13 protein-coding genes are annotated in these 24077 nt (G+C 69.3%); 4 read left to right on the top strand and 9 right to left on the bottom strand.

Annotated features, from left to right (window positions below; translation table 11 throughout):
• Positions 1-4: 4 nt before the first annotated feature.
• The 8 genes from JNB_RS21905 to JNB_RS09650 form a co-directional block, all read right to left on the bottom strand.
• Entirely contained in the window at positions 5-190 is a 186-nt protein-coding gene (locus JNB_RS21905; protein WP_237700637.1) for a hypothetical protein, read from the bottom strand.
• A gap of 102 nt (positions 191-292) precedes the next feature.
• Complete coding sequence (locus tag JNB_RS09680; protein ID WP_009776269.1) at positions 293-1414, bottom strand: ABC transporter ATP-binding protein; 1122 nt, start codon at positions 1412-1414, stop codon at positions 293-295.
• Positions 1411-3006, bottom strand: a complete 1596-nt coding sequence (locus JNB_RS09675) for an iron ABC transporter permease (RefSeq protein WP_009776268.1) — start codon at positions 3004-3006, stop codon at positions 1411-1413. Before JNB_RS09675 ends, JNB_RS09680 begins: the two co-directional genes overlap by 4 nt.
• Positions 3007-3014: 8 nt before the next feature.
• Positions 3015-4067, bottom strand: a complete 1053-nt coding sequence (locus tag JNB_RS09670; RefSeq protein WP_040884543.1) for an iron ABC transporter substrate-binding protein — start codon at positions 4065-4067, stop codon at positions 3015-3017.
• Positions 4068-4181: 114 nt separating this feature from the next.
• Complete coding sequence (locus JNB_RS09665) at positions 4182-4694, bottom strand: hypothetical protein (RefSeq protein WP_148232370.1); 513 nt, start codon at positions 4692-4694, stop codon at positions 4182-4184.
• A gap of 432 nt (positions 4695-5126) precedes the next feature.
• The gene (locus JNB_RS09660; RefSeq protein WP_040884541.1) at positions 5127-6659 is read right to left on the bottom strand and encodes a cation acetate symporter; all 1533 of its coding nucleotides are present in this window, start codon (positions 6657-6659) and stop codon (positions 5127-5129) included.
• Positions 6652-7071 (bottom strand): hypothetical protein, encoded by a 420-nt coding sequence (locus tag JNB_RS09655; protein ID WP_009776264.1) that lies wholly within the window; start codon positions 7069-7071, stop codon positions 6652-6654. The genes JNB_RS09660 and JNB_RS09655 overlap by 8 nt, the downstream gene beginning before the upstream one ends.
• Positions 7071-7880 carry a LytTR family DNA-binding domain-containing protein gene (locus tag JNB_RS09650; protein WP_040884539.1) on the bottom strand — a complete coding sequence of 270 codons (810 nt, stop codon included), beginning with the start codon at positions 7878-7880 and terminating at the stop codon, positions 7071-7073. The genes JNB_RS09655 and JNB_RS09650 overlap by 1 nt, the downstream gene beginning before the upstream one ends.
• A 54-nt stretch (positions 7881-7934) precedes the next feature.
• On the opposite strand from JNB_RS09650, the gene JNB_RS09645 reads away from it, so the two are divergent.
• Both JNB_RS09645 and JNB_RS09640 read left to right on the top strand, forming a co-directional pair.
• Positions 7935-9347: an alpha-L-fucosidase gene (locus JNB_RS09645; RefSeq protein ID WP_009776262.1), complete on the top strand. Its 1413-nt coding sequence runs from the start codon at positions 7935-7937 to the stop codon at positions 9345-9347.
• Between the two features lie 336 nt (positions 9348-9683).
• Positions 9684-20699, top strand: a complete 11016-nt coding sequence (locus tag JNB_RS09640) for a calcium-binding protein (protein ID WP_148232369.1) — start codon at positions 9684-9686, stop codon at positions 20697-20699.
• Between the two features lie 91 nt (positions 20700-20790).
• Here the strand turns inward: JNB_RS09640 and JNB_RS09635 are convergent, their stop codons facing one another.
• The gene (locus JNB_RS09635) at positions 20791-21984 is read right to left on the bottom strand and encodes a sensor histidine kinase (protein ID WP_009776260.1); all 1194 of its coding nucleotides are present in this window, start codon (positions 21982-21984) and stop codon (positions 20791-20793) included.
• Between the two features lie 121 nt (positions 21985-22105).
• Between JNB_RS09635 and JNB_RS09630 the strand changes: the two genes are divergently transcribed.
• Together JNB_RS09630 and JNB_RS09625 are read left to right on the top strand one after the other, a co-directional pair.
• Positions 22106-22942, top strand: coding sequence for a thioesterase family protein (locus JNB_RS09630; protein WP_009776259.1), 837 nt, complete (start codon positions 22106-22108; stop codon positions 22940-22942).
• Between the two features lie 12 nt (positions 22943-22954).
• Positions 22955-23809, top strand: a complete 855-nt coding sequence (locus tag JNB_RS09625) for a Fic family protein (RefSeq protein WP_009776258.1) — start codon at positions 22955-22957, stop codon at positions 23807-23809.
• Positions 23810-24077 lie beyond the last annotated feature (268 nt).

Here is a 24077-nt window from a genome sequence, read left to right as displayed (position 1 = left end):
ACTCCTACACGACGGGCGCCTCACCGCCAGAACGGATCCACAACGCGATGAGCACGAACGCCGGCACCGCCAAGCAGGTCAGCTTGATCCAGTACTGCATCGCCTGGACGAACGTGATCGGCCGCTTGCCGCGACGAAAATGGCTGCAGCTCGCACTGCCGACATGCACAGGGACAGGACCACGCGGCACCGATCCGCAACCTCAAGTGACGCGGCCGAGGGCGCCCGAGCGTTCATCGAGAAGCGCGAACCCGCCTGGTCCGGCAGCTAGAGCCTGCGGGCGTCGGTGAGGCTAGGCCTGCGCGGAGGGGTAAGCGACGCCATCGCCGAACACCCGCAGCTTCAGCTGAGCGCCGACCCGCACGCCTGCTGGCTCCCAGTGACGGACGGTGAAGTCGGCCGCAGCCGTGTGCCCATTGCCAGCACCCGCAACAACGTCGGGTTCGAGGCGGAACCGCACGATGACCTCGGGCCCATAGAACTCCGTCGACACCACCGTTGCGCTGATGGGCCCGTCGTCAACCACCCGCACCTGCTCAGGCCGCAGCATCAGCCGCACGCGACCTTGGGGCGAATCGGCGCGGACCGACAGGTCTCCGAAGGCGCTGCGAGCCACGGTCCCCTCGACCCAGGCGTCAAGCACGACGGCCTCACCGAGGAACTCAGCCGTGCCCAGGTCTGCCGGCTGCTGATAGACGGTCATCGGCGCGGACACCTGGGTCAGGGACCCGTCGCGGATGACGGCAACCTGATCAGCGAACGACAGGGCTTCACCTTGGTCGTGCGTGACCAGGATGGTGGTGACGCCGGCTCGCTCGAGGACGGCGGCGACGGCACGACGGGTCGCGACTCGAAGGCCAGCATCGAGCGAGGAGAAGGACTCGTCGAGGAGCAGCAGTTGTGGCTCTCGGGCCAGGGCACGTGCCAGCGCCACCCGTTGCTGCTGGCCACCAGAGATCTCATGCGGGCCTCGACGGGCGAGCGACGGGTCCAGCGAAACCATCTCGAGGAGTTCGTCGACACGTGCCCGCGTCTGGGCCTTGCCCGCGCGACCGGACGCCGACTCCATCCCGAAGGCGATGTTCTGACCGACGCTCAGGTGCGGGAAGAGCGCCCCGTCCTGCGCCACGTAGCCGATCGCCCGCTGGTGCGGCGGCACCCACCGGCCGTCACCGGCAAGGACGGTGCCGTCGAGGTCCACGACCCCGCCACCGGGCCGTTCAAAACCGGCAATGACGCGAAGCAGAGTGGTCTTACCCGCGCCCGACGGACCGACGATCGCCGTGGTCGACCCGGGCCGAACCGTCAGCGACACGTCGCGCAACACGGTCTGTTCGCCGAAGGCCTTGACGACGCCGGAGACGGTGAGGTGGCCTCCGCCGGAGTTCGTCCCTGAGGAGATGGGTGTCGTCACTGGCCGGCGACCTTTCGGGACTGGCGGAACAGGATGTAGGTCATGGGCATCGACAACACAATCATCAGCAGGGCGTAGGGCGCGGCGCCCGTGTAGTTGATCTCGCTGCTCTTGCTCCAGAACGCCGTCGCGAGCGTCCGGGTGCCGTTGGGCGCGAGGAGCAAGGTGGCCGTCAGCTCGTTCACGACGGCGAGGAACACGAGGGCTGCGCCACCGGCTGCGGCGGGTGCGGAGAGTCGCAGGGTCACCCTCACGAAGGCCATCGCGGGGTGCCATCCCAGGGTCTGGGCCGCCTCCTCCAGCTCGGGCGGGGCCTGGGCCAGCCCGGAGCGCAGGCTCACGAGTGCCCTCGGGAGAAAGAGCAGTGAGTATGCCGTGATCAGGACTGCCGCTGACTGGTACAGATCGGGGACGACGCGAATGCTGATCGTCACGAAGGCCAGGCCCACAACGATGCCGGGCATCGAGCTCGTGACGTAGTTGGACAGCTCGAGGAAGCGGCTGAAGACGGTGGAGTGGCGAACGGCGAGGAAGGCCAACGGGAACGCGAGGATCACCGTGACCACGGCCCCGGCCGAGGCGTAACCGAGGGTCTGGGCCAGTGCCGTCAGCAGGTCATCGGCGACCCAGGTGCCGGGGCGTCCGGCAAAGGCCCACCGAAGCACGAATGACACGGGCAGCACGAAGGCGAGGACGGTGACGGCCACCAGTGCCAGCTGTGCCGGAGCCTGGAAGCGGTGCAGACGCGCCCGCGGGGGCAGAGCCTGCGACCCCGAGCCGATCCGGGACAGGCGGGCCCGGCCGCGAGTGCGCGCTTCGAGCCAGAGCATGAGGAAGCACAACAGGACGAGGACGCCCGCCAGCATCGAGCCAGCGACGCCGTTGAAGGTCGACTGGTACTGGCTCATGATCGCGGTGGTGAAGGTGTCGAACTGGATCATGGCGAAGGCGCCGTACTCGGCCAGCAGGTGCAGGCCGACCAGCAATGATCCTCCGCTGATGGCCAGCCGCAGCTGCGGCAGCACCACCCGGCGAAAGACGGCCCAAGGGCCGAGCCCGAGGGCTGCGGCCGACTCCTCCAGTGCCGGGTCCAACCGCGTCAGGGTGGCCGCCACCGGGATGTAGACCAGAGGGAAGTACGACAGCGTGGCGATCAGGACTCCCGCGTGCAGGCCGCCCAGAGAGGGCACGACGGACACCCAGCCATAGCTGTTGACGAAGGCGGGGATCGCCAAGGGAGCGGCCAGGGCGAGCGACCACCACCGCGCGCCCGCGAGTTGGGTTCGCTCCACCAACCACGCACCGCCCACCCCGATGACGATGCACAGGGGAACCGTGCAGGCGACGAGGAGAAGGGTGTTGACGAGGAGCTCACCCACACGAGGTCGGAAGATCAGCTCGGCGGCGGTGCCCCAACCGGTCTCTGCTGTCGCGCCGATGACGTAGGCCAGAGGCAGGAGTGACAGCAAGGCCGTTGCGGTGGCCAGGGCGCCGAGCGCGAGCAAGGCCCGCGACGGGCGAGGGCGAATGCCCTGACCCGTCGCGGTCCGCCGATCGGCGTCGACGGTGGAGCTCGTGTTGGTGCTGGTCACAGGGAGAACTACAGCAGACCAGCCTTGGTCATCAGATCGGTGACCGTCTTGGAGTTCAGCTTTGCCGGGTCGACCGTGGGGGACTGCAGGTCCGCGATCGGGACCAGAGCCGCGTTGGCCGGGACGTCGGAGGCGATGGCGTACTCGAAGGAGTCGCCCGTGTGGAGCACTTCCTGGCCAGCCTTGCCGGTGATGAACTTGAGCAGGGCCTGCGCGGCGGCAGGGTTCTTCGAGGACTTGAGCACGCCACCACCGGACACGGACAGGAAGGCTCCGGGGTCCTGGTTCTTGAAGAAGTACGGCGCGACGTTGGCCGAGTTCTCGCCGGTGCCGGCTTGGTCGCCGTAGTAGTAGTAGTGGTAGATCAGCGCAGTCTCGACCTCGCCAGCGTTGACGGCCTTCATGGCCGTGCTGTTGCCCTTGTAGGGCTTCGCGTTCTGCTTCATGGCGGTCAGCCACTGCTCGGCGGCGTCGGCACCCTTGAGCTCGATCAGCGCGGCAACGATGGCCTGGAAGTCGGCGCCGGTCGGCGACGCGGCCCAGCGTCCCTTCCACTCGGGCTTGGCCAGGTCGAGCATCGACTTCGGCAACTCGTCTTCTTTGACCTTGCGCTTGTCGTAGACGAGCACGGTGGACCGTGCCGCGATGCCGGTCCACTTGGCGGTGGACGGTCGGAACTGGCTGGGCACCTGCTCCAGCGTCGCCTTGTCGACGTCGGCGAAGAGGTCGGCATTCTCGACCTGGGCCATCGCCGGGGAGTTCTCGGTGAGGAAGACGTCGGCGGGCGAGGCCTTGCCTTCAGCCACGATCTGGTTCGACAGCTCGGTGTCGGAGCCGTTGCGGATGGTGACCTTGACGCCGGTCTCCTTGGTGAAGGCATCGACCCACGCCTGGCTGAGTTCCTCGTGCTGGGCGTTGTACACCGTGATGGCGCCCTCGACCTTGGCGTTAGAGGACGGGGCGCTGGTGTCAGTGGCGTCGCCGCCGCAGGCGGACAGCAGCAGCGCTGCAGCGGAGATGGCTGCCGTGGCGACCACGAGGCGAAGTGGGCGATGAGTCATGAGCGAAGCGACTTCCTGGTCGGGTGCGTGCATCCCGGACGGGACGACCAGAGCATATGACATAGGCAAGGCTTACCTTGCTTCCGTCCGCCGAAAGAAGCTTGATGGACGGGGTCAAGTGTTGGAGGGAGGCGCGATCCACGGGTCGCGGAGACCACCGCCCGGTAGCCCAAGCCACCGTCGCGCTCGCTCGTCCTCGATGACCTTCTGGTCTCGCCCCAATTCCACCAGGAGTGGCCCCAGAGCCGCCAGCAATCCACTGACGTCGTCGGTCCCCAGCTGGAGGCTGAAGCCAACCGTCTCGCCACTGATCGACAGGACGTCGCCGGCGTGGTCGTAATGGCCGTAGACCGTGGTGATGGATGCGACTGGGAGCGTCTCGACTGTTCCTCGGCTGCGTCGCGTCAGTGCGTCGCGGGTGAGTACGTACTCGGCGCTGGCGTAGAGGCGTGAGCCCGCAAAGATCACCGCGACCCAGCCAGAAATGAGCGCTGCCGCATTCCACCACCCAGCAATGGGTAGAGCCCAGATAACCAAACTCAGGACCCCGCCGTACAGCGCCATCGGGACCCACATCGCACCCGTAGGCGGATCCCAGGCCGAGGCAAGGACGGGCGGCTGCGACATGGGGAGATTGTGGCACCGGAGCACAAACCTGCCGACGCATTCGCGAGCAGGGGGAGACGCACCTTCGTCGGCGATGTTCTTGCGACGGTCCCTAGGTCCGCAGGCCTCATTGCCCTACCGTTGGTGCGAGTGGAGCCTTCAGGCTCCTTGGTGGCCGAGCGCTATGAGGCGTGAACCGCGCACCGGGCCGGATGTGAGCCGGCCGAGTGCGACAAGTCGAGGAACACCGACATGTCGTGCTCGAAATTGCCTTACAAGACTCAATGGATGGCGCTGCGGGCGATGCGCGCCATCGTCCGTCGGAGCGAGGGGAAAGACGTCAAGGTGCCAACGGGTGCCTACATCTGCAGCGAGTGCCGATGCTGGCACCTCACGTCCAAGTCAAAGACGCAGGTGCCTCCGTCCAAAAAGAGACGAGCTCGGACCGACGGGTCAGTCGGCGAGGCGGCTTCGGGCCAGGTGGACCTTCTCGGGGGTGTGGAGACGAACCATGAGCCGAGCGGTCTCGCGGGGGATCGTGGCCGGCGTGGCGAGCGACACGATGATCGCGGTCGCGAAGGCCAAGGGCGTACACCACGCCGCCGGGTTCGCCAGTAGTGCGCCGGCCCATCCATCCAGGGGCCCGGCCGCATACGTCGTCACCGCCGCTGAGGTCGCTGCCAGTGCCCCGACGACCAGCCCCGACACCGCCCCCGCTCGACTCAACCGCTTCCACCACACCCCCAGGATCAGCAACGGCGCGAACGTCGCCGCTGCCAACGAGAACGCGAACCCCACCGTCGTCGCGATCCCGATCTGCTCGACGAACCGTGCAGCGATGAACGGCACCGCCACCGCAGCCACCGCCGCCAGCCGGAACCCGCCAAACCCAAAAGCGTCCCCACCCGTCAGGCGCGAAAGCCGGGGCCGCAGGAACTCCTGGTGCAGCACCCCCGTGACCGACATCGCCAACCCTGACGCCGTCGACAGCAGCGCGGCAAAGGCGCCACCAGCCAACATCGCCGTCAACACATCGCCACCAAGACCATCCACGACCCGCGCCGGCAGCTGCAGCACGATCGTGTCGGACCGCACCCCAGCGGGCAGTGACGGTAGGTGCAGACGACCGAACACGGCATACACCGGGGGCAACAGATAGAAGACGCCCAACAGGGCCACGACGGACACGGTCGTGCGTCGCGCGGCCACCCCATCGGGGTTCGTGTAGTAGCGCACCAACACGTGCGGTAGCCCCATCGTCCCGAGGCACAACGCGAGCATCATCGAGCCGGTCCGATAGAACGGATGGTCGCCAGGACCGCGCCCCGCGAACGGCTCCGACCATGACTCCGACACGACGGGCGCCCCACCGCCAGAACGCATCCAGAGCGCGATGAGCACGAACGCCGGCACCGCCAGACACGTGAGCTTGATCCAGTACTGCATCGCCTGGACGAACGTGATCGACCGCATCCCACCCGCGCCAACCGCCACGGCAACGACCACAGCAACCAGCAGCGACCCCACCCACTGCGGCGCCCCAGTCACGAGCTGCAACGCCAACGACGCGCCCTGGAACTGCGGCACGAGATACATCCAGCCGATCGCCACGACGAGCACCGCCGCAAGCCGCCGCACCAGCACCGACCCGAGCCGCGCCTCGGCGAAGTCGGGCAACGTGTACGCCCCCGACCGCCGCATCGGCGCCGCCACCATCACCAACAAAACGAGATACCCCAACGTGTAGCCCACCGGCAGCCACAACAGGTCGACGCCCTGGTCATAGATCAGCCCGGCAACACCCAAAAACGAAGCGGCAGAAAGGTATTCGCCCGAGATCGCACTCGCGTTCAAGCGCGGCGACACCGTCCGACCGGCCACATAGAAGTCCGAGGTCCGCCGCGACAACCGCAATCCCCACGCCCCCACGACCATCGTCGTCAGGCACACGAGCGCGACCGCGACGATCGAGAAGGCGTCAGCCATCCCGAGCCTCGCGACCCTCACGCCCGGGCTCGACGATGTCGGCGAACTCCGACTCGATCCGCTCGGCCTGCCGCACATACGCGCGCGCCAGCAACCACGCCGCCGGATAGACGAGCACCCCGAGCACGAGCCACGGGAACGGCACCCCCGCCAACGTCATCGTCCGCGTGGAGGGCACGAGCGTCAGGAGCAAGGGGAAGCCCCCGATCGCCCCCGCCATCAACGCCAAAACGGTTAGGGCCAAGCGCAATTGGGCCCGCCGCAACCCGTCGATGTAGACGTCACCCAAGTCGGTCTGGTCGTCGAGGTCGCTGGCACGCACCCGGGCGTGCGCCGTCACCGCCGTCACCGCTGAACGCCGCGAGCTCGTGACCCGCACCCGCGGCGGCACACCGGACCGCTCGGCGGCCATCAGCTTCCCGTGCCTGGTCGCCTCAGCAGCACGTCCCGAAGCTGTCGCGTATGCCGTCTGCTCACCTGCAGCTCGACGTCACCGATGACGATCGAGCACCGTCCGTGGTCCATCCGTACCTCGGTGACGTGCGGCAGTGCCACGAGGGTCGACCGGTGGATCCGAATGAAGCCGTGGTCGGCCCACTTCTCCTCGAGGACGGCGAGAGGGATCCGCACAAGATGCGACCCCTCGGCAGTGTGCAGCCGGGCGTAGTCGCCGGACGCCTGGGCGTAGCGGATCTGGGACCGGGTGATGAAGCGGGTGACGCCACCGAGCTCGACGGGGATCGTCTCGTCCTCGGCCGGCGCCGGGCCAGCCCCGCCTGCAGACCCTCCCGGAGCGGAAGGTGAGCCGGTCTCACCGACGGGAGCGGGCGGCATACCCGCCTCGTCCTGCTTGGCCACGACGCGACGGACGGCTTCAGCGAGACGTTCGCCGCGCACGGGCTTCATCACGTAATCCGTTGCGGCGAGGGCGAAGGCGTCAACCGCGTGCTGCTCGTGGGCCGTGACGAAGACGAGCTGCGGGGGAGAGGCGAAGCGAGCCAGAACCCGGCCCAGGGCCATCCCGTCGAGACCCGGCATCGAGATGTCGCTGAAGATGACGTCGATCTCGTGGTCCTCGAGCATCTGGAGGGCCTCGGTGCCGTTGGTGGCCGTCAGGACCGCTCCGATCCGCGGGTCGGAGTCGAGCAGGAAGCGCACCTCGGAGAGGGCGGGGAGCTCGTCATCGACGACGAGGGCCCTCAAGGAGCCGTCATTGGCCATGCACCGAGGATAGTCATGGCCGTTGCCCAGGAACTCGTCTCGGAAGGACCGCTCATGGCTGAGCCAGGCCCGGACCTCACCCATCTCGCCCATGTCGTCCCGTCGGCGCGGCAGCTCGCGTGGCAGGAGCTCGAGTTCTATGGGTTCCTGCACTTCGGGATGAACACGATGACGGATCGGGAGTGGGGCGACGGCACCGAGAGTCCTGCGCTGTTCGCGCCGGAGACGGTGGATGCCGACGACTGGGTGGCGCTGTGCGCTGAAGCGGGGATGTCGGCGGTCATCCTCACCTGCAAGCACCACGACGGGTTCGCGCTGTGGCCCACCCGGCACAGTGACCATTCGGTGCGGTCGAGCCCGTGGCGCTCGGGTTCAGGGGATCTCGTGCGCGAGGTGGCGCAGGCGTGCGCCCGGGCCGGCCTCAAGTTCGGGATCTATCTCTCGCCGTGGGACCGGGCGGAAAAGACGTATGGGGAGGGGACGGCCTACGACGACTTCTATGTAGCCCAGCTGACCGAGTTGCTGACGGGGTATGGGCCGATCTTCTGCGTGTGGCTCGATGGCGCCAACGGTGAGGGGCCGAGTGGGCGGCGGCAGGAGTACGACTGGGACCGCTACCACCGCGTGGTGCGGGCGTTGCAGCCCGAGGCGGTCATCAGCGTGTGCGGACCGGACGTGCGGTGGTGCGGCAACGAAGCCGGGCACACGCGCCCCGACGAGTGGAGCGTCGTGCCGTGGGAGCTGCGGTCGGCCGAACTCACGGCAAGCCTGTCGCAGCAGGCCGACGACGGTGCGTTCTCCCGGGCGGTGCGGTCGGCGGACGAGGACCTCGGCAGTCGCGAGGCGCTCGAGGGCTATCCGGGTGAGCCGGTCTGGTATCCGGCGGAGGTGAACACCTCGATCCGTCCCGGCTGGTTCCACCACGACCACGAAGATGCCGAAGTGCGTTCTGCGCATGAGCTTTTCGAGATCTACCGGCGCAGCGTCGGGGGCAATGCGACGCTGCTGCTCAACGTGCCGCCGCGACGTGACGGCACGATCGCGGCGGAGGACGCCGTCGCGCTGCGCGGCCTGGGCGCCCTCATCCGGGAGTGGGAGGCGAGCGACATCGCCGGGGAGGCCGAGACGACGTTCTCCGCGAACTCTGTCGGCCCCTGCGTGACGCTCCGGTGGCCCGCCGAACGCGAGGTCAGGGCGGTGGTGCTCAAGGAGGACATCCGCCTGGGGCAACGCATCGAGGGCGTCGAGATCCATCGCGTCGACGGCGACGAACGCGTGCTCCTGGCCACGGCCGGAAGCGTGGGATACCAGCGCTTCATCGAGTTCCCGCCGACTCGTGCGCAGCAGATCGAGGTGACCATCACGAGCAGCCGTGCCACCCCAATGCTGGCCGGAGTCGGAGTCGTGCAGGCTGGCCAATTCGGACCAGATGCCACGTCGGGGGAACGGCGCGGAATCGGGGGTTGATCGTGAGTCACGCGCGGACGCAGGTCCCGGACCTGCAGGAATGCCCGATTCGGCCCCGAGGGCGCTCCCGGGAAGAAAGTAACTAGTAAACATAGTCACAAAAGGTCATATCGGCGGTTGACCGGGCAGTGGGACTGTGCTCTCTGGGTGGCCAGCGAGTGCCGTTGGGATGACCCAAAAATGACGATCCTTGAGGTGAAGGACCGGCACCAATTTCGGCTAGCGACTCCGGTAGCCGCCGCCACTCAGGGCCTGTCAAGACCCCGAGCCTCACGTCGGGGAACTCACGTGCTCGCTCTGCGCAGATCTGCTCTCGCATCCACCGTCACTCTCGCCATGCTCGGGACCCTGGGCATCGCGGCGGCACCGTCCGCTCAGGCGGCGGGACCGGACGCCGCGACCACGGCGGTCGGTGCCCTGTTCACCCGGCTCGCCACCGACTTCCTGCCGCAGGTCGCGTCGGGCACGGCCGTGGCCAAGCAGCTGCCGACACTGGCCGTCACCCCGGCCGAGTCCGTCGGGCTCAAGACCGCGTTCTCCTCGGCGCTGGGAGCCACCGGACCGCTCAAGGACTTCGGCACGCAGGACACCCTGGCGGACCTCAAGGACTACGTCGACGACGCGGACGACAGTGGCTGGGTCTTCACGTCGAGCAACCCCAGCGACACCTCCCTCACCGTCGGCTTCACCCGCACGCTCACCCAGAACGCCGGCCTCGACATCCGCGACGAGAGCGGCACCCTCAGCCTGTCGAGCGGCACCGGGATCGTCGTCACGGGGACGTTGACCGGCTCGTTCACCTTCGTCTTCGACTCCACCTCCGGCAAGGCCAGCCTGACCGCGCCCTCGCTGTCCATCGCCACCAGCGCCGACCTGCCGGCCACCACCACGATCAACGCCGGCCTCGGCATCCTCGGCGTCAGCGTGACGGGCACTGCCGACACCGACGACTACCGCCTCCAGAGCAACGTCAGCACCAGCTGGTCCAACCCGGACAACGACGCCGCCGGCCTGCTCGCCTTCGACAACCCCGACACCGCGGCGCCCGATGACGGCGAGCTCGCCGCCGAGGGCGCGGGCACGGGCATCGTCACCGCCACGCAGACGGGCAGCCTGGCCGGCAGCCTCGATGCGAAGCCCCGGGCCAGCGACCGAGTCGCCGGCCTCCCGAGCGTGGGGACGACCGTGACCCTGAGCTCGGCCGCGCCGGCCTCGTTCGAGGCGCCGCTCGTGACGGCCGTCGTCCCAGAGGCCGCGAAGCCGTTCCTCACCATGACCCCGCGCGACCTCGCTGCCGCGCTGTCCCAGGCGGCCTCCGCCGTCCTCGGCATGCAGAACGCCGGAGACGGCGACCTCCCCCTCATGCGTGGCTCCCTGTCGAACGCCATCGACGCCGTCGGCGGCATCAAGACCTTCCTCGCCGACCAGGTGCCGGACGCCGACCCCGACGACGCCACCCCCGGGCAGCCGAAGTTCGCCTCCCTCCAGGACATGCTCGCCGCCCTCGACGCGGCGGAGTACACCGACGGAGGCTGGTCCATCGACGTCCTCGACAGCGATGACGGCGACGGCACCGAGGCCGCGACCTATGACCCGGGGACCAAGAAGGTCAACTTCACCGTCGTCACGACCCGCGGTGGGAAGACCGACCTCGAGCTCAACCCACTCGGCGCGGCAACGTCCGGCACGGGCACGGCATACACGGCCACGGGTCTCACGGCCTCGGGAGTCGACCTCGACGGCCCGAAGAACGACGGCGCCGCGCTCCTCGCGGGCCGCAAGGTCACTGCCGGCACCTCGACCGGCACGGTCGCCACGATCGACAGCGGGACCAAGCTCACCCTCACCGCCGACGGTTGGACAGGTGGCACACCCACGAACGGCACGCTCTTCGCGATCGAGGCGGCCGACCCCAAGACCGGCGCGCCCCAGTTCGCCGACGTGCTCAAGACGCGGACCGGCATCGCTGGCGCCAACGCCGAGGTCTCCACGGCGAAGATCACCCCTGACGTCGTCGTCACGCTGCCGATGGTCCTGGACCTCAGGGATCCCGACACGTACACGAACGCGGCCAACGAGGTCGTCCTCGACTGCGACCCCGGGACCGGCACCGCCCCGTGCCCCTTCAAGCAGATCGACGACTCCGGGCTCGCCCGCATCATCACCTCTCTCCCGCTGCCGGCCGACCGCGTCCTGCTCCGGCAGAGCGTCCGCGACCTCCTCGTCGCCGACGCGGCCATCACCTCGCCCGTGCAGATCAGCACCACGAGCGGCTTCCTCGCCCTCGACATCACCGGTGACGTCGAGCTGTCGGTCCCCACGGGCCACCTCCAGACCCTCGCCCTGACCAAGACCGGAGACGTCCCCGTCCCCGCGTTCGTCGAGCAGGTTCGGCAGCAGACGGTGCGCACCGGGGCCTCCACCGACGACGTCTTCAAGCGGACCCTTGGCGGCACCGTCAAGGCGACCCTCGACATCTCCGTCCCGGACGCCCCGACCGCCTTCGGTGAGGACGAGGAGAACCCCGACTCGACGGGCGTCACCCTCACCGCCACGGTCGCCGCCCTGGCCGACGGCATCGACACCGGCGACGTCACGGTCGCGGCCGAGGACGCGGACCGCGCGGACCTCCTCAAGGCCCTCAACATCAAGGATGCTCTGGACAAGGAGCTCGAGCCGACGTCGCTCTTCGGCGGAGTGCGAGCGGCCCTCGAGGGCGCCGGCGCCGACCTCACGACGATGACCGGGGGCGGACTCGACACCCCCATCCCGTTCGTCGGGTCCTCGGTGAGCCAGCTGATCGGCGCGGGCGCCAGCGGAACCGCGAAGTATGCCGACCGTGCCGGTGTCGACGGCGGCCCTGCGGTCACCGTCCTCACCGACCCCGGCGCCTCCTTCACGAAGGCGTTCCTCGGCCGCCAGATCGTCGTCGGCTCGACCCTCGCGACGATCGTCGGTGCCGACGGCACGACCCTCGACCTCGCTCCGCAGCTCCCGAGCCCGCCGGTCGACAACACCCCCTACCTCGTCGAGAACGAGCTCCTCGGCGCAGTTCACGTCCTGAGCGCCATGACACCGGCCACCCTCCAGGAGACCCTGGCGATGGCCGAGGCCTCCCTCGGCAACGGCTCGACGATCGACTTCGGGCTCGCCAAGAACGGTGCCGGCGAAAAGCAGTTGCGGCTCGACCTCTCGTGGGCGCGCGCCTACGAGGTGACGCAGCCGGTGAGCCTCACCCTCGGGGACGACCTCGACGTCGTCGGTCTGTCGAGTGGTGGTGAGCTGAGCGTCGCGGCGAGCGGCACCGTCAAGCTGCGCCTCTACCTGCCGCTCACCGCGGCCGCCATGACGAGCCCGATCGAGAACACCAAGGTCGACAAGGACTGGTCCGAGGTCAGCTTCGCGGCGAAGGTCACCGCGGACAACGCGTTCTTCGGCGCCAACCTCGGCCCGATCAGCCTCGAGCTCGGCCGCGACAGCGACGGCGACCGGGGCTCGGTGCACGCCGGCTTCGCCGTCAAGGCGTCCGGCGCGACGACCAAGGACGACCCGTCGATCTCGGACTTCTTCACCGACGGCTTCGAGCTCGCCGTCGGCGGTGGCGACGCCTGCGACGAGGACGACCAGGTTGTCTGCGCAGCGTTCCCGTTGTGGGCCAACGGCACGAAGGTCACGGGCAACCTCAAGGTGACGACGACCCTCGGCGCCCAGGAGGACAGCCTCACGGACCTCTTCACCGGCGCGTCCACCGAGATCACCTACCCGCAGGAGATCAAGAGCATCCTCGAGAACGGCGCCTTCAAGTTCGGCTCCCTGCTCGAGGGGGTCCAGCAGTACATGTTCTACTCCGAGACCGCTCTGCGGACGGCGTCCAACGGCGGAGAGATGCCCGTTGTCGGCAAGGACCTCCAGGCCGGGGCCGACTTCATGGGCAAGGTCCGCGGTGATCTCGCGACCTTCATCGAGGACAACGGCGACGTCAGCCAGGTCGGCCCGGCCAAGAAGCTCCTCACCGACGAGCTCTCCAAGGCGCTCGGGGTCGTCGTCGGCGGCTCGTCCGGGATCGAGGTCAACTTCACCTGCAAGCTCACCCTTCTGCCCCCGACGGCACCCGCGGCCACACCCAACAACGCCGTCGCCGCCGACACGACGCAGTACGTCTACAAGGTCGTCTCGACCTACGCCCAGGGCACTGACCCGCTCAAGCGTTCCGTCCCGTCGGCCGCCACCGTCGTGGTGAAGAATGCCGCCACCCTCACCGCCGGCGCGAGCGGCAAGTTCAACACCGTCACGTGGACCAAGGCGGTCGGCGCCAACGGATACCAGATCATCCGGGCGACCCAGACCGGTACGACCGATCCTCCGGCCACGGCATACCGGCTCGTCGGCACCGTCGGTGCCCTCGCCACCTATGACGACCACCTCGGGACGCCCCCGACGCAGGCCTACGCGGCCGCGACGACGAACCCGCTCCTCCCCGCCACGACCTGCCCCGACGACACTCCCGTCCAGAAGGTCGACGGCGTGAGCCTCGGCCTGACGATGGGCCAGGGCGTCGTGTCCGGCGACAAGGGCTGTGTCGACGCCGCCGACGGCAAGAACGACTGCATCGGCGCCGAGCTGCCCGTCGACCTCGGGATCCCCGGGCTGTCGCTGCAGACCGGTGACTCCGGAAAGATCGTCGGCGACGTCGGCTGGCGCCTGTCGCTCAAGGTGGTCATGAGCCGGACCGAAGGCTTCTACGTCGACACCTCGACGCAGAACGAGCTGGCCGTCGGTGCCGCCCTCAGGCTCGACGCGCCGATCAACACGACCGCGCTCACCGCGCAGCTGTCGATCATCAAGGTCGACGTGTCGAAGAAGCACACACGGTCCGAGTTCGTCGGCTCCTTCGGGATCGACATCAAGGGCAAGGACGGCAAGCTCAAGCTCGCTGACATCGCCCGCACCCGCATCGCCGACGCGATCACCGTCAACCTCGACGCGATCGTCGACATCGCCTGGCACCTCGAGGGCACGGCCGACGCCGCCCTGCCGGGCATCTCGACCGACTTCGTCCTCAAGTGGGCCTGGAGCGCGTCCACGAGCAACGACCCCAAGAACCCGGCCGGCCTCCTCGTCCAGTTCAACAACGTGACCCTGGATGCCGGGAAGTTCTTCGGCAAGGCGCTCAAGCCCTACCTCCAGCAGGTCGTCGACGCGACGAAGCCGCTCCAGCCGGTGCTCGACACGATCTTCACGCCCATGCCGGTCATCTCCGACCTCTCGACGGCCGCCGGTGGTCAGCCGATCACGATCGCGACCCTCGCCGAGACCTTCAGCACCATTGCCGGCGGGCCGAAGATCAAGCCCTTCCTCGACGCCATCAAGACGACGAAGGACTTCCTCAAGAACGTCAACTGCCCTGACGCCACCGCGGGCGGCTGCGGCGTGAACATCGGCAGCTTCACCCTGTCGAAGACGGCGGTGACGACGACCCGCGCCTCGGCCGGCAACGCCTCGCAAATGATTGCCACCAAGGACCCGGCGCCGGTCGACTCGACGGGCAAGACGCCCGCCCAGCAGGTCGCGGCCAAGGACGCCTCGGGCCGGATGTCGAACACCGCGAAGCGGGCCCTCGCCGGCCTGTCCTTCCCGGTCCTGGACGACCCGACCCGACTCTTCGACCTCATCTCCGGCGGTGACATCCCGCTCGTGGAGTTCGACAGCGGGCCGCTCACCCTCGGCTTCCAGTTCCAGAAGTCCTTCGGCCCGATCTACGCACCGCCGCCGGTCATGATGGTCATCGGCGGAGGCGCCTCCGTCTCGATGCGGATCGCCGCCGGGTTCGACACCTACGGCATCCGCCGGGCGATCGAGGGCAAGGGTGCCGCCGAGATCCTCGACAGCCTCTACTTCAAGACGGTCGACCAGACCGGAAAGCCGATCCCGGTCGTCCAGTTCACCGGCTACCTCGAGGCCGGCGCATCGGTGTCCCTCGCGATCATCGAGGTCGGGGTGGTCGGCGGTGTCCGGCTCACCGTCGGCTTCTACTGGAACGACCCGAACAACGACGGCAAGTTCCGGCTCTTCGAGTTCGGCAAGGCCGTGGCGATCAACCCGATCTGTCTGTTCAACGTCTCAGGAGAGCTCTCTCTCTACATCAAGGTCTTCGTCACCCTCGGGTTCAGCCCGTTCTCGGTGAGCTTCGACTTCACCCTCATCAACATCAAGCTGCTCGACTTCAGCCTCAAGCCGGACTGCGAACCGGCCCCGCCGAGGCTCGCCGGCCGCACCGGGTCCACGCTCTACGTCTTCGCCGGCAAGTTCGGCACCGATGCCCAGCGTGGTGCTCCGTGGGGTGCGACCGACAAGGCCGAGACGTGGGTCATCCGGCAGGTGCCGACCTACAAGGACGAGGAAGGTGTCCAGCAGCCGGCCGTCGTCGAGGTCCGCGGGCTCGGGATCACCGAGACCTTCCCCGACACCGGTGACACGGCGATCTCGACCGTCGTCGTCGACGCCCGCGACACCTCCACGCCGCTCACCGTGAGCTTCACCGGTGGTCAGCCGCCGGTCGAGGGTCTCAAGGCCGAACCGTTCACGAAGACCGCAGTCGTCTTCGGCAGCGACGGTGACGACGTCATCCGCACCGGTGTCGGCACTTCGTGGGTCGACGGCGGCAAGGGCGCCGACACGATCACGACCCTCGACCGCACCGACCTCGCGACCGCGCCCGGCTCGGCGGTGGCGCACGTCGCCGGCGGCCAGGGTCCGGACGCGATCACCGTCGGCAACGGCAACGACGTCGTGGCCGGTGACGCCTCGCTCGCGCACGCCGACTCCTCACCCAGCGTCGCGCTGTCGCCCGACAAGGCCGGCTCGGTCACGCTGACCAACGCCGTGAAGGTCGACTCGACCCTCACCGACGCTGCCGACGCCGACTTCTACAGCGCGAACCCGACGGGCTCGGGCATCGACCAGATCGCGGCCGGTCTCGGCCAGGTCCGCCTGTCCGGCAACGGCGGCGCCGACACCATCGGCACCGCGAACGACAGCGTGCTCGCCGACTCGAAGGGCATCAAGGCTGGGACGACCGGCGGTTCGGCCGAGAAGGAGGCGCTCTACCGCGCGCAGGGCTCGGTGATCGTCGGCGGCGCCGGCAGTGACGTCCTCAAGAGCGGCTCGGCCACCGACACCGTCTACACGGGCACCTTCGCCGCCATCGGCGAGAGCGACGCGGGTTCCGGCGACGCCGACACGGACACCAACACGGTCAGCACCGGCACCGGGTCGGACACCGTCTACGGCTCCAACGGCTTCGACTTCGTCACCACGGCGTCGACCGCGACGCAGACGGCGACCGTCTTCGGCGGAGGTGCGGCCGACGTCCTCACCGGTGGACTGGGTTCGGACAAGATCTACGGCGGTCCGGGTGACGACTATGTCGTGGCAGCGCCAGCCACGGTCAGTGCTCCCGGCGCCATCACCGACGTGCTCGGGTCGGCCCGCGACGTGGCCGTCCTGCCCGACGCGGGCGGCAGCACCAAGCTGCTCGTGGGCGGCACCGGCAGCGACCGCATCTATGGCTCCGACGGCCCGTCGACGATCTTCGGTGACACCACCGTCGACGCCTGCGACGTGCAGTCGAACCCGGTGAGCGCCCAGCCGGCCGAGACGACCGTCTCCGCGGACGCGGCCGACCTCATCCTCGGTGGCAACGGCGTTGACGTCGTCAACGCCGGAGGCGGAAACGACTGGGCGTATGCCGCAGGCGCAAGTGACCGTCTCTGTGGCAACTCGGGTGCCGATCACCTCTACGCCGGCGACGCCGCCGACCTCGTCTTCGGTGGCAGCGGCGACGACCAGGCCTACGGCGAGGACGGACCCGACCAGGTCTATGGCAACGACGGCGCCGACTCCCTCTACGGCAGCACGGGGGCCGACCGGCTCCAGGGCAACGCCGGCTCCGACTGGGTCGACGGAGGTTCCGAGGCCGACGTGCTGCTTGGCGGCACGTCCGTGGCTGGGGCGGCAGACGGCGGTGACGTCCTTCTGGGCGCCGGTGGCGCCGACGTCCTCGTGGGCGACAACGCGCCCAGCGACGTCCTCTCCGACCAGCCCTACCCGACCGACCTCGGCTCGACCGACGCCACCCTCGGGGGCGCCGATTACCTCGTCGCTGGCGACGACGACGACCGCGCCTACGGCGGCCTCGCCGACGACACGGTCTACGGCGGCCTGGGCAACGACGTCGCCGAGGGCAACCCCGGCTCCGACGGCATCTGGGGCGAGGCTGGCGACGATGACATCATCGGTGGCTCCTCGCAGCTGGCCTCCGGCACTGAGCAGGGGCGGCCCGACTCCGGTGACACTCTCACCGGCGGCGACGGCCAAGACGTCATCACCGGTGACAACGCCACGGTGACCCGAGGCGGCACTGCGCACGCCGTCATGGCCGGCCGTGGGCTCACCACACCGCGCGGGGTCGACCTCGCCGACGAGGGCTCCGGCTCGCCGACCGGCGTGTCCGGCAACGACCTCATCGATGCCGGCAGCGGCGTCGACGTCGTCTTCGCCCAGCGCGGGAACGACACCGTCACCCTCGGTGACGGAGCCGACTACGGCGAGGGTGGCCCCGACACGGACTCCGTCACGGGTGGCGCCCAGGACGACGACGTCGTCGGCGGATCCTTCACCACGGCCTCGGGCGAGGCCGGTCAGGCGGATGCGGGCGACACCCTCACGGGCGGTGACGGCCAGGACGTCATCACCGGTGACAACGCCAAGGTGACGCGCGGCGGACCGGCCCACCCCGTGATGAGCGGTCGGGGTCTCACCACCACACGCGGAGTCGACCTGGCCGACGAGGGAGCTGGCTCTCCGACCGGAGTCTCGGGCAACGACGTCATCGATGCCGGCAATGACGCCGACGTCGTCTTCGCCCAGCGCGGGAACGACACCGTCACCCTCGGTGACGGAGCCGACTACGGCGAGGGCGGTCCCGACGCAGACTCCATCTCAGGAGGTGCCCAGGACGACGACGTCGTGGGCGGCTCCTACACCCCGGGTTCCGAGGTGTCGCCGCTGGTGATTGGTCAGCCGGACGGCGGCGACACCTTGGCCGGTGATGCCGGTCAGGACGTGGTGCTCGGAGACAACGGGTCGCTCACCCGTCCCGCCGGGACACCGCCCGTCTCACCAGCCACGCTCCTGACCTTCAACCGGGTCACCACGCAGCGGACGGTCCTGCCCTACGACCTCGGTGACTCCCCGGTTGCCGGCACCTCCGGTGCGGACACGATCACGGGCGACGCCGACAACGACGTGCTCCTGGGCCAGGGCGGCGCAGACCGTGCCGACGCCGGGGCTGGAGCCGACTATGCAGAGGGCGGACAGGGTGCCGACCTGGTGCTCGGCGGCACCGAGGACGACGACGTCGTGGGCGGGTCCTCCGCTGGCAGCGCCACGACCAGCACCGGCCAGGTCGGTCAGCCGGACGGCGCAGACAACGTCTACGGAGGCCCGGGTTCGGACCTCATCATGGGCGACAACAGTCTGCTCAACCGGCCCACGACTGAGCGCGACTGGCGCACGCTCCGGGCGAACGCGACCCAGACGGCGCTCGTCCCGTCGCGAGGTGTGACGTTCCACGACCTCGTCGGCCCGGCCCCTGCGGCCGCGAACGCCACGCACTCCGCCGGTGACGCACTGTCGGGTCAGGACGGCGTCGACGTGATCTTCGGCCAGGATGGCGACGACCGGATCAGCGGTGGCGGTGACGACGACTACGTCGAGGCTGACGGAGGAGCCGACACCATCCACGGGGACGTCGCGCTCGCGGCCACGGAGATCGTGGCAGCCCCCGCGGGTGCCGCCTGGTCCACGCCGGCAGTCGACGCTGCACCAGTCACCGCGGGTCAGGACGACCTCACCGGCGGCTGGGGCCGCCAGGGCTACCGCGACGGCAACGACGTCATCCACGGAGACGGCAACGACGACTTCGTGGTCGGCGACAACGGCTCCATCCAGCGAGTGGTCGACGGCGGGACGACGGACCGCGTCTACACGCCGCGCTACGGCACCTCACGTCTCGGCCAGGCCAAGGTCAGGGTCGCCGGTGGAGGTGCGTCGTCGACGCGCTTCTGCCCCACCACCGGCTCGACGACCACGTCGACCTGTGAGGTGGCCGGAGCCTTTGGCTCGGACACGGTGTTCGGCGACGACGGCCAGGACGTGCTCTACGGCCAGGACGGTGGCGACAACATCCTGGGTGGCGCGGACGACGACGACATCTACGGCGAGCTCGGTGCGGACACCCTGTTCGGCGAGGACGGTGAGGACGCAATCCTCGGCGACCGAGGCGGCATACAGAATCGGTTCGAGACCGGATCGCGTTCCACGACAACGACACTCACCATGCCTCCGGCCGTCAGCTTCACGACGCGTCGCGACGGTTCGGTGAGCCGGGAGGCCGACCTGCTGCACGACGTCAACGGCACCGACTTCGTCGGCGGTGCGACCAGCACCCCGATGCCGTTGAACGGGATCACCTTCGGTGGCGCCGACCGCATCCGCGGTGGCGCAGGCCACGACTCCATCCACGCGGGAGCGGGAGACGACCTCGCCAACGGTGACTCGGGCGGCGACTCGCTGTTCGGCGACCGCGGCAAGGACGTGATGTGGGGTGGGGCCGGCAAGGTCTGCACCTACACGGACGCGCTATGCCTGGCCGACGCGGGCACGAATGGTGAGTTCATCGACCACATTGCGGGCGGCAAGGACGAGGACGTCATCGACTGGCGGCCCCGTGGTGCCTATGGCACGGGAGCGGCGCTCACCGGCCGGACCTGCAGCACGAGCACGGACCCGGTCACGACCAAGAAGGATGGCACGACCGACCCGTGCTCCTGGTTCGAGATGACGGACCGCGCCGATGACGTCGTGACGACCACCTCGACCCTGGCCAACAACCAGCACCACCAGGGTGTCGACTGGGTCTACGGCGGCTGGGACCGTGACGTGATGCAGGGCGACCTGTCCAACAACGGCCCGCACAACGGCGACCGGCTCATCGACTGGTCCGGCGTCTACAACCTGTGGAGCCACTGCAACGCGGCCTATGGCGGCTTCACCGACGTCAGGGTCCCGGCCCCGGCGGTGGAGGACTTCCTCAAGGCCTGGGCCACGGGCAACGGTGCCGGTCGACCTGGCGGAGGCGGCGCCTCGGCGGACGTGCTGACGCCCGGGACCTCGGCCTACGACGAGCTGGCTCTCGTCTACAACCCCGACGGCAAGGACCACGGGACCGGTAGCGCCTATCCGACGACACCAGGTCACTTCGACGACGCGAACGCCTGCGCGGGTTACTGACCTGCCCTGACCTGCCCAGCAGGGGTGGGGCAGGTCAGGGCCGGTCAGGCCGGCCAGTCCGGTCAGGCAAGGCGGGGCGGCATACGCCGATCTAGTCCTGGTGAACGCCGGGTGCGTACTTCGGGATCCGGAAGCTCACCTTGGTCCCGGCGCCCACGGCCGTCTCGACGACGAGCCCGAACTCGTCGCCGTAGACCTGACGCAGTCGGGCGTCGACGTTGCCGAGCCCCACGGAGTCGGCGCGCGACTGGCCGTCGAGGATGCGCTGGACCTGCTCCGGGTCGGTCCCCACGCCGTCGTCCTCGATCGAGATCTCCGCCTCGCCCCCGATGTCGGCCGCCGTGATCGTCACGTGTCCGACGCCCTCCTTGGTGGCGAGTCCGTGCCGAACAGCGTTCTCCACCAACGGTTGTACGGCCAGATAGGGCACGCGCACCGGCAGTACCTCGGGCGCAATGAGCAGGCTCACCTGGAGCCGCTCACCGAAGCGCGCCTGCTCCAGCACGAGGTAGCGCTCGACGTTGCGCAGCTCCTCGGCGAGGGTTGTGAACGGGCCACCCTGGCGCAGGGCATAGCGGGTGAAGTCGGCGAACTCGAGGATCAGCTCGCGCGCCCGCTCGGGGTCGGTCCGCACGAACGACGCGATGGCGCCGAGGGAGTTGTAGATGAAGTGCGGGCTGATCTGGGCCCTCAGAGCACGCAGCTCCGCCTCCATGGCGCGGGTGCGGGCGCGGCCCAGCTCGGCGACGTCGAGCTCGGCCGAGACCCAGCGGGCCAGCTCGCCCGTGGCCTGGGCCAACCCGGCCGAGGTCGTCGGGGCGTAGGCCGTCAGGGTGCCGACGACGCGTTCGTCGGCGATGAGCGGAGCCGTGACGGCGGCACGGATGGGGCAGTCGGGGTCGCTGCAGGTGATCTCACCGGCGCCGATGACGGTGGGCGCGCCGGAGTTGCGCGTCGCCTCCGCGTGCGAGTGGGCGTCGTTGGAGTGGTGCTCGCCGGGGCCGGTCCACGCCAGGAGCCCCGAGGCGTCGCAGATGGCGACCGACCGGGCCCCGAGGATTGCCAGCAGGTGCTTGCCTGCTCGGTCGGCCGACTCCGGGGTGAGGCCGTCGGCAAGGTGGCGCGACGCGAGGGAGGCGGTGTGCAGCGTCGAGTAGGTCACCCGGTCGACCGTCGACAGGAATCCCCGCCGCCGCCCACGCCCGGCCAACCAGATCCCCAGCCCCAGCAGCAGCATGGCCCCCGCGACGACCACGGCAGTGGGAACGTCAAACGAGGGCGACATGCCGCGAAGCCTAGGCCTCCGCGGGTGACGCGACCGTGCGTCTGCGGATGCGGCTGCCAGATCCACCACATCGGCAGACGCAGCGGCCGGGGGTGCGAGCCCACGGCATACGCTCGTCGCCATGAGCGAGTTCGACGACATCGTCCGGATCACCCACGGCCAGGCCGAGCTCACCGACGGCTGGGTCATCGGCGAAGCCGTCAACGGCGGGATCGTCATGAGCCTCGTGACCCAGGCCGCCACGGAGGCGCTCGCAGCCGCCGGATCGCACACCGACTTGGTCGCCTTCAGCACGACCTTTCTTGCCACCTCGCAGCCGGGCACCGTGGACCTCGAGACGACGATCCTGCGCACCGGCCGCTCCTTCTCCACCGCCGAGGTGACGATGAGCCAGGCAGGCAAGGTCTGCGTCCGGCACACCGCGACCTTCGCCGACCTCGACGCCAACAGTGCGCCGATCCACCGCGAAGAGGTCCCGCCGGCGCTGCCCGACCCTGACCAGTGCGCCCCTGCGCTGCGCATGGGTTTTGCCGAGAAGATCGCCATCCTCGACCGCGTCGACATCCGCATCGACCCCGCGACGGCTGGGTGGGCCATCGGTCAGCCGGCTCGCGACGGGGAGATGCGCGCGTGGATCCGTTTCAAGGACGGCCGCGAACCCGATGTTGCCTCGCTCCCGTTCTTCCTCGACGCCCTGCCGCCGGTCACGATGACCTTCGGCGCGATGGGTTGGGCGCCCACGATCGCGTTCTCCGGGCACATCCGCTCGCGCCCCGTACCCGGCTGGCTGCGCATGCGCATCACCACCAACAACGTCATCGGTGGCCTCTTCGAGGAGGACGCGATCATCTGGGACTCGCGCGGTCGCGTCGTGGCGCAGTCGCGCCAACTTGCAGGCGTGCGTATGCCGCCCGCTCCCCACAGTGCCCCGGTCCCCTCCGCGTCCGAAACCGTCTGAGGCCCAACTCCCGTGTCCACCAACGCAACTCAGCTCTCCGCCTCCGTCAACGCCCTCGCCACGCTGCCCGGGATGCCCGAGAAGATCGACGCCGCCCGCGAGGCCTGCACCAAGCTTCGTTGGCACAACGCCCTGCGCCGCCGCATCCCCGAGGCCGCCGCCGAGTCCCGCGTCCGCGGCGCCTGGGCCAGTGGCGAGCTCGACGGCGCCCGCCTGTCCGTCGACATCGTCCGCGACCTCATGCGCGGCGCCGTCACCTGGCACGACGAACCCGACCCCGTCGAGCAGGTCATGCGCGGAGTCGTTGCCGCCACCGCCGAGACCGAACGCCTCGGCTCCGTCGTCCTCACCGCCCCGATGCAGGCCCTGGCCCGCCTCCACACCGCTGCCGCCGCCGGCTTGGTCCCCGACTCGGAGCTCGGTCGCCCACGTCTGGATGGCGAGGACAGCCGAGAGTTCATCGAGATCGGCGACGCCCCTCCGGCGGCCGAGGCCCGCGAACGCCTCCAGCGCGTCGTCGAGCTCCTCGCCAGCGCGAAGACCCTGCCCATCCCGATCGTTGCCGCCCTCGCCCACGCCGAGATCGTCACCGCCCGACCCTTCACCCGCGGCAACGGCGTCGTCGCCCGCGCCATCGAGCGCGCCGTCATCCAGGCCGGCGGCCTCGACCCCACCGGCGTCGCGGTTCCCGAAGCCGGGCACGGCACGGGAGGTGGGCCGGCATACCTCGGCGGGCTCACGGCATACACCCGCGGTGACGCCGCAGGCGTCGGTCTGTGGCTCACGCACTGCTGCGACGCGATCGTCGCCGGCGCTGCGGAGGGTGAGGCGATTGCTGACGCGGTCCTCGCCGGCCGCCTGACCTGACGCTTCACCTGAGCGAAAGTCAAGTCTTGTCGTTGTCGGGGCAGGGGAGTAGACAGGGTTCATCGGGCAGGCCTTCCCGGAACCACCCGTCCTTGAAACAACCGCGAGACGCAACAGGTACCCACGCGCGGGCAGTCCACTGATGGACCGGTCTGTTCGGGCTTGACCCGATACGACGGCAAGGAAATGCACGCTTGGTCGCCTCGCACGCTCGCGGCGGATGACGCCCCTCTTTCAGGGGCGTCATCGTCGTTCGGGTGACCATTGA

The sequence above is a fragment of the Janibacter sp. HTCC2649 genome (genome assembly GCF_000152705.1).
Classification (GTDB): domain Bacteria; phylum Actinomycetota; class Actinomycetes; order Actinomycetales; family Dermatophilaceae; genus Knoellia.
This window is presented reverse-complemented; position numbering and strand designations above follow the sequence as displayed.

Excerpts from the sequence above, each read along its gene's own strand:
- JNB_RS09670 (WP_040884543.1), bottom strand. The coding sequence starts at position 4,067 with ATGACTCATCGCCCACTTCGCCTCGTGGTCGCCACGGCAGCCATCTCC.
- JNB_RS09665 (WP_148232370.1), bottom strand. The coding sequence starts at position 4,694 with ATGTCGCAGCCGCCCGTCCTTGCCTCGGCCTGGGATCCGCCTACGGGT.
- JNB_RS09660 (WP_040884541.1), bottom strand. The coding sequence starts at position 6,659 with ATGGCTGACGCCTTCTCGATCGTCGCGGTCGCGCTCGTGTGCCTGACG.
- JNB_RS09655 (WP_009776264.1), bottom strand. The coding sequence starts at position 7,071 with ATGGCCGCCGAGCGGTCCGGTGTGCCGCCGCGGGTGCGGGTCACGAGC.
- JNB_RS09650 (WP_040884539.1), bottom strand. The coding sequence starts at position 7,880 with ATGGCCAATGACGGCTCCTTGAGGGCCCTCGTCGTCGATGACGAGCTC.
- JNB_RS09645 (WP_009776262.1), top strand. The coding sequence starts at position 7,935 with ATGGCTGAGCCAGGCCCGGACCTCACCCATCTCGCCCATGTCGTCCCG.
- JNB_RS09640 (WP_148232369.1), top strand. The coding sequence starts at position 9,684 with ATGCTCGGGACCCTGGGCATCGCGGCGGCACCGTCCGCTCAGGCGGCG.
- JNB_RS09635 (WP_009776260.1), bottom strand. The coding sequence starts at position 21,984 with ATGTCGCCCTCGTTTGACGTTCCCACTGCCGTGGTCGTCGCGGGGGCC.
- JNB_RS09630 (WP_009776259.1), top strand. The coding sequence starts at position 22,106 with ATGAGCGAGTTCGACGACATCGTCCGGATCACCCACGGCCAGGCCGAG.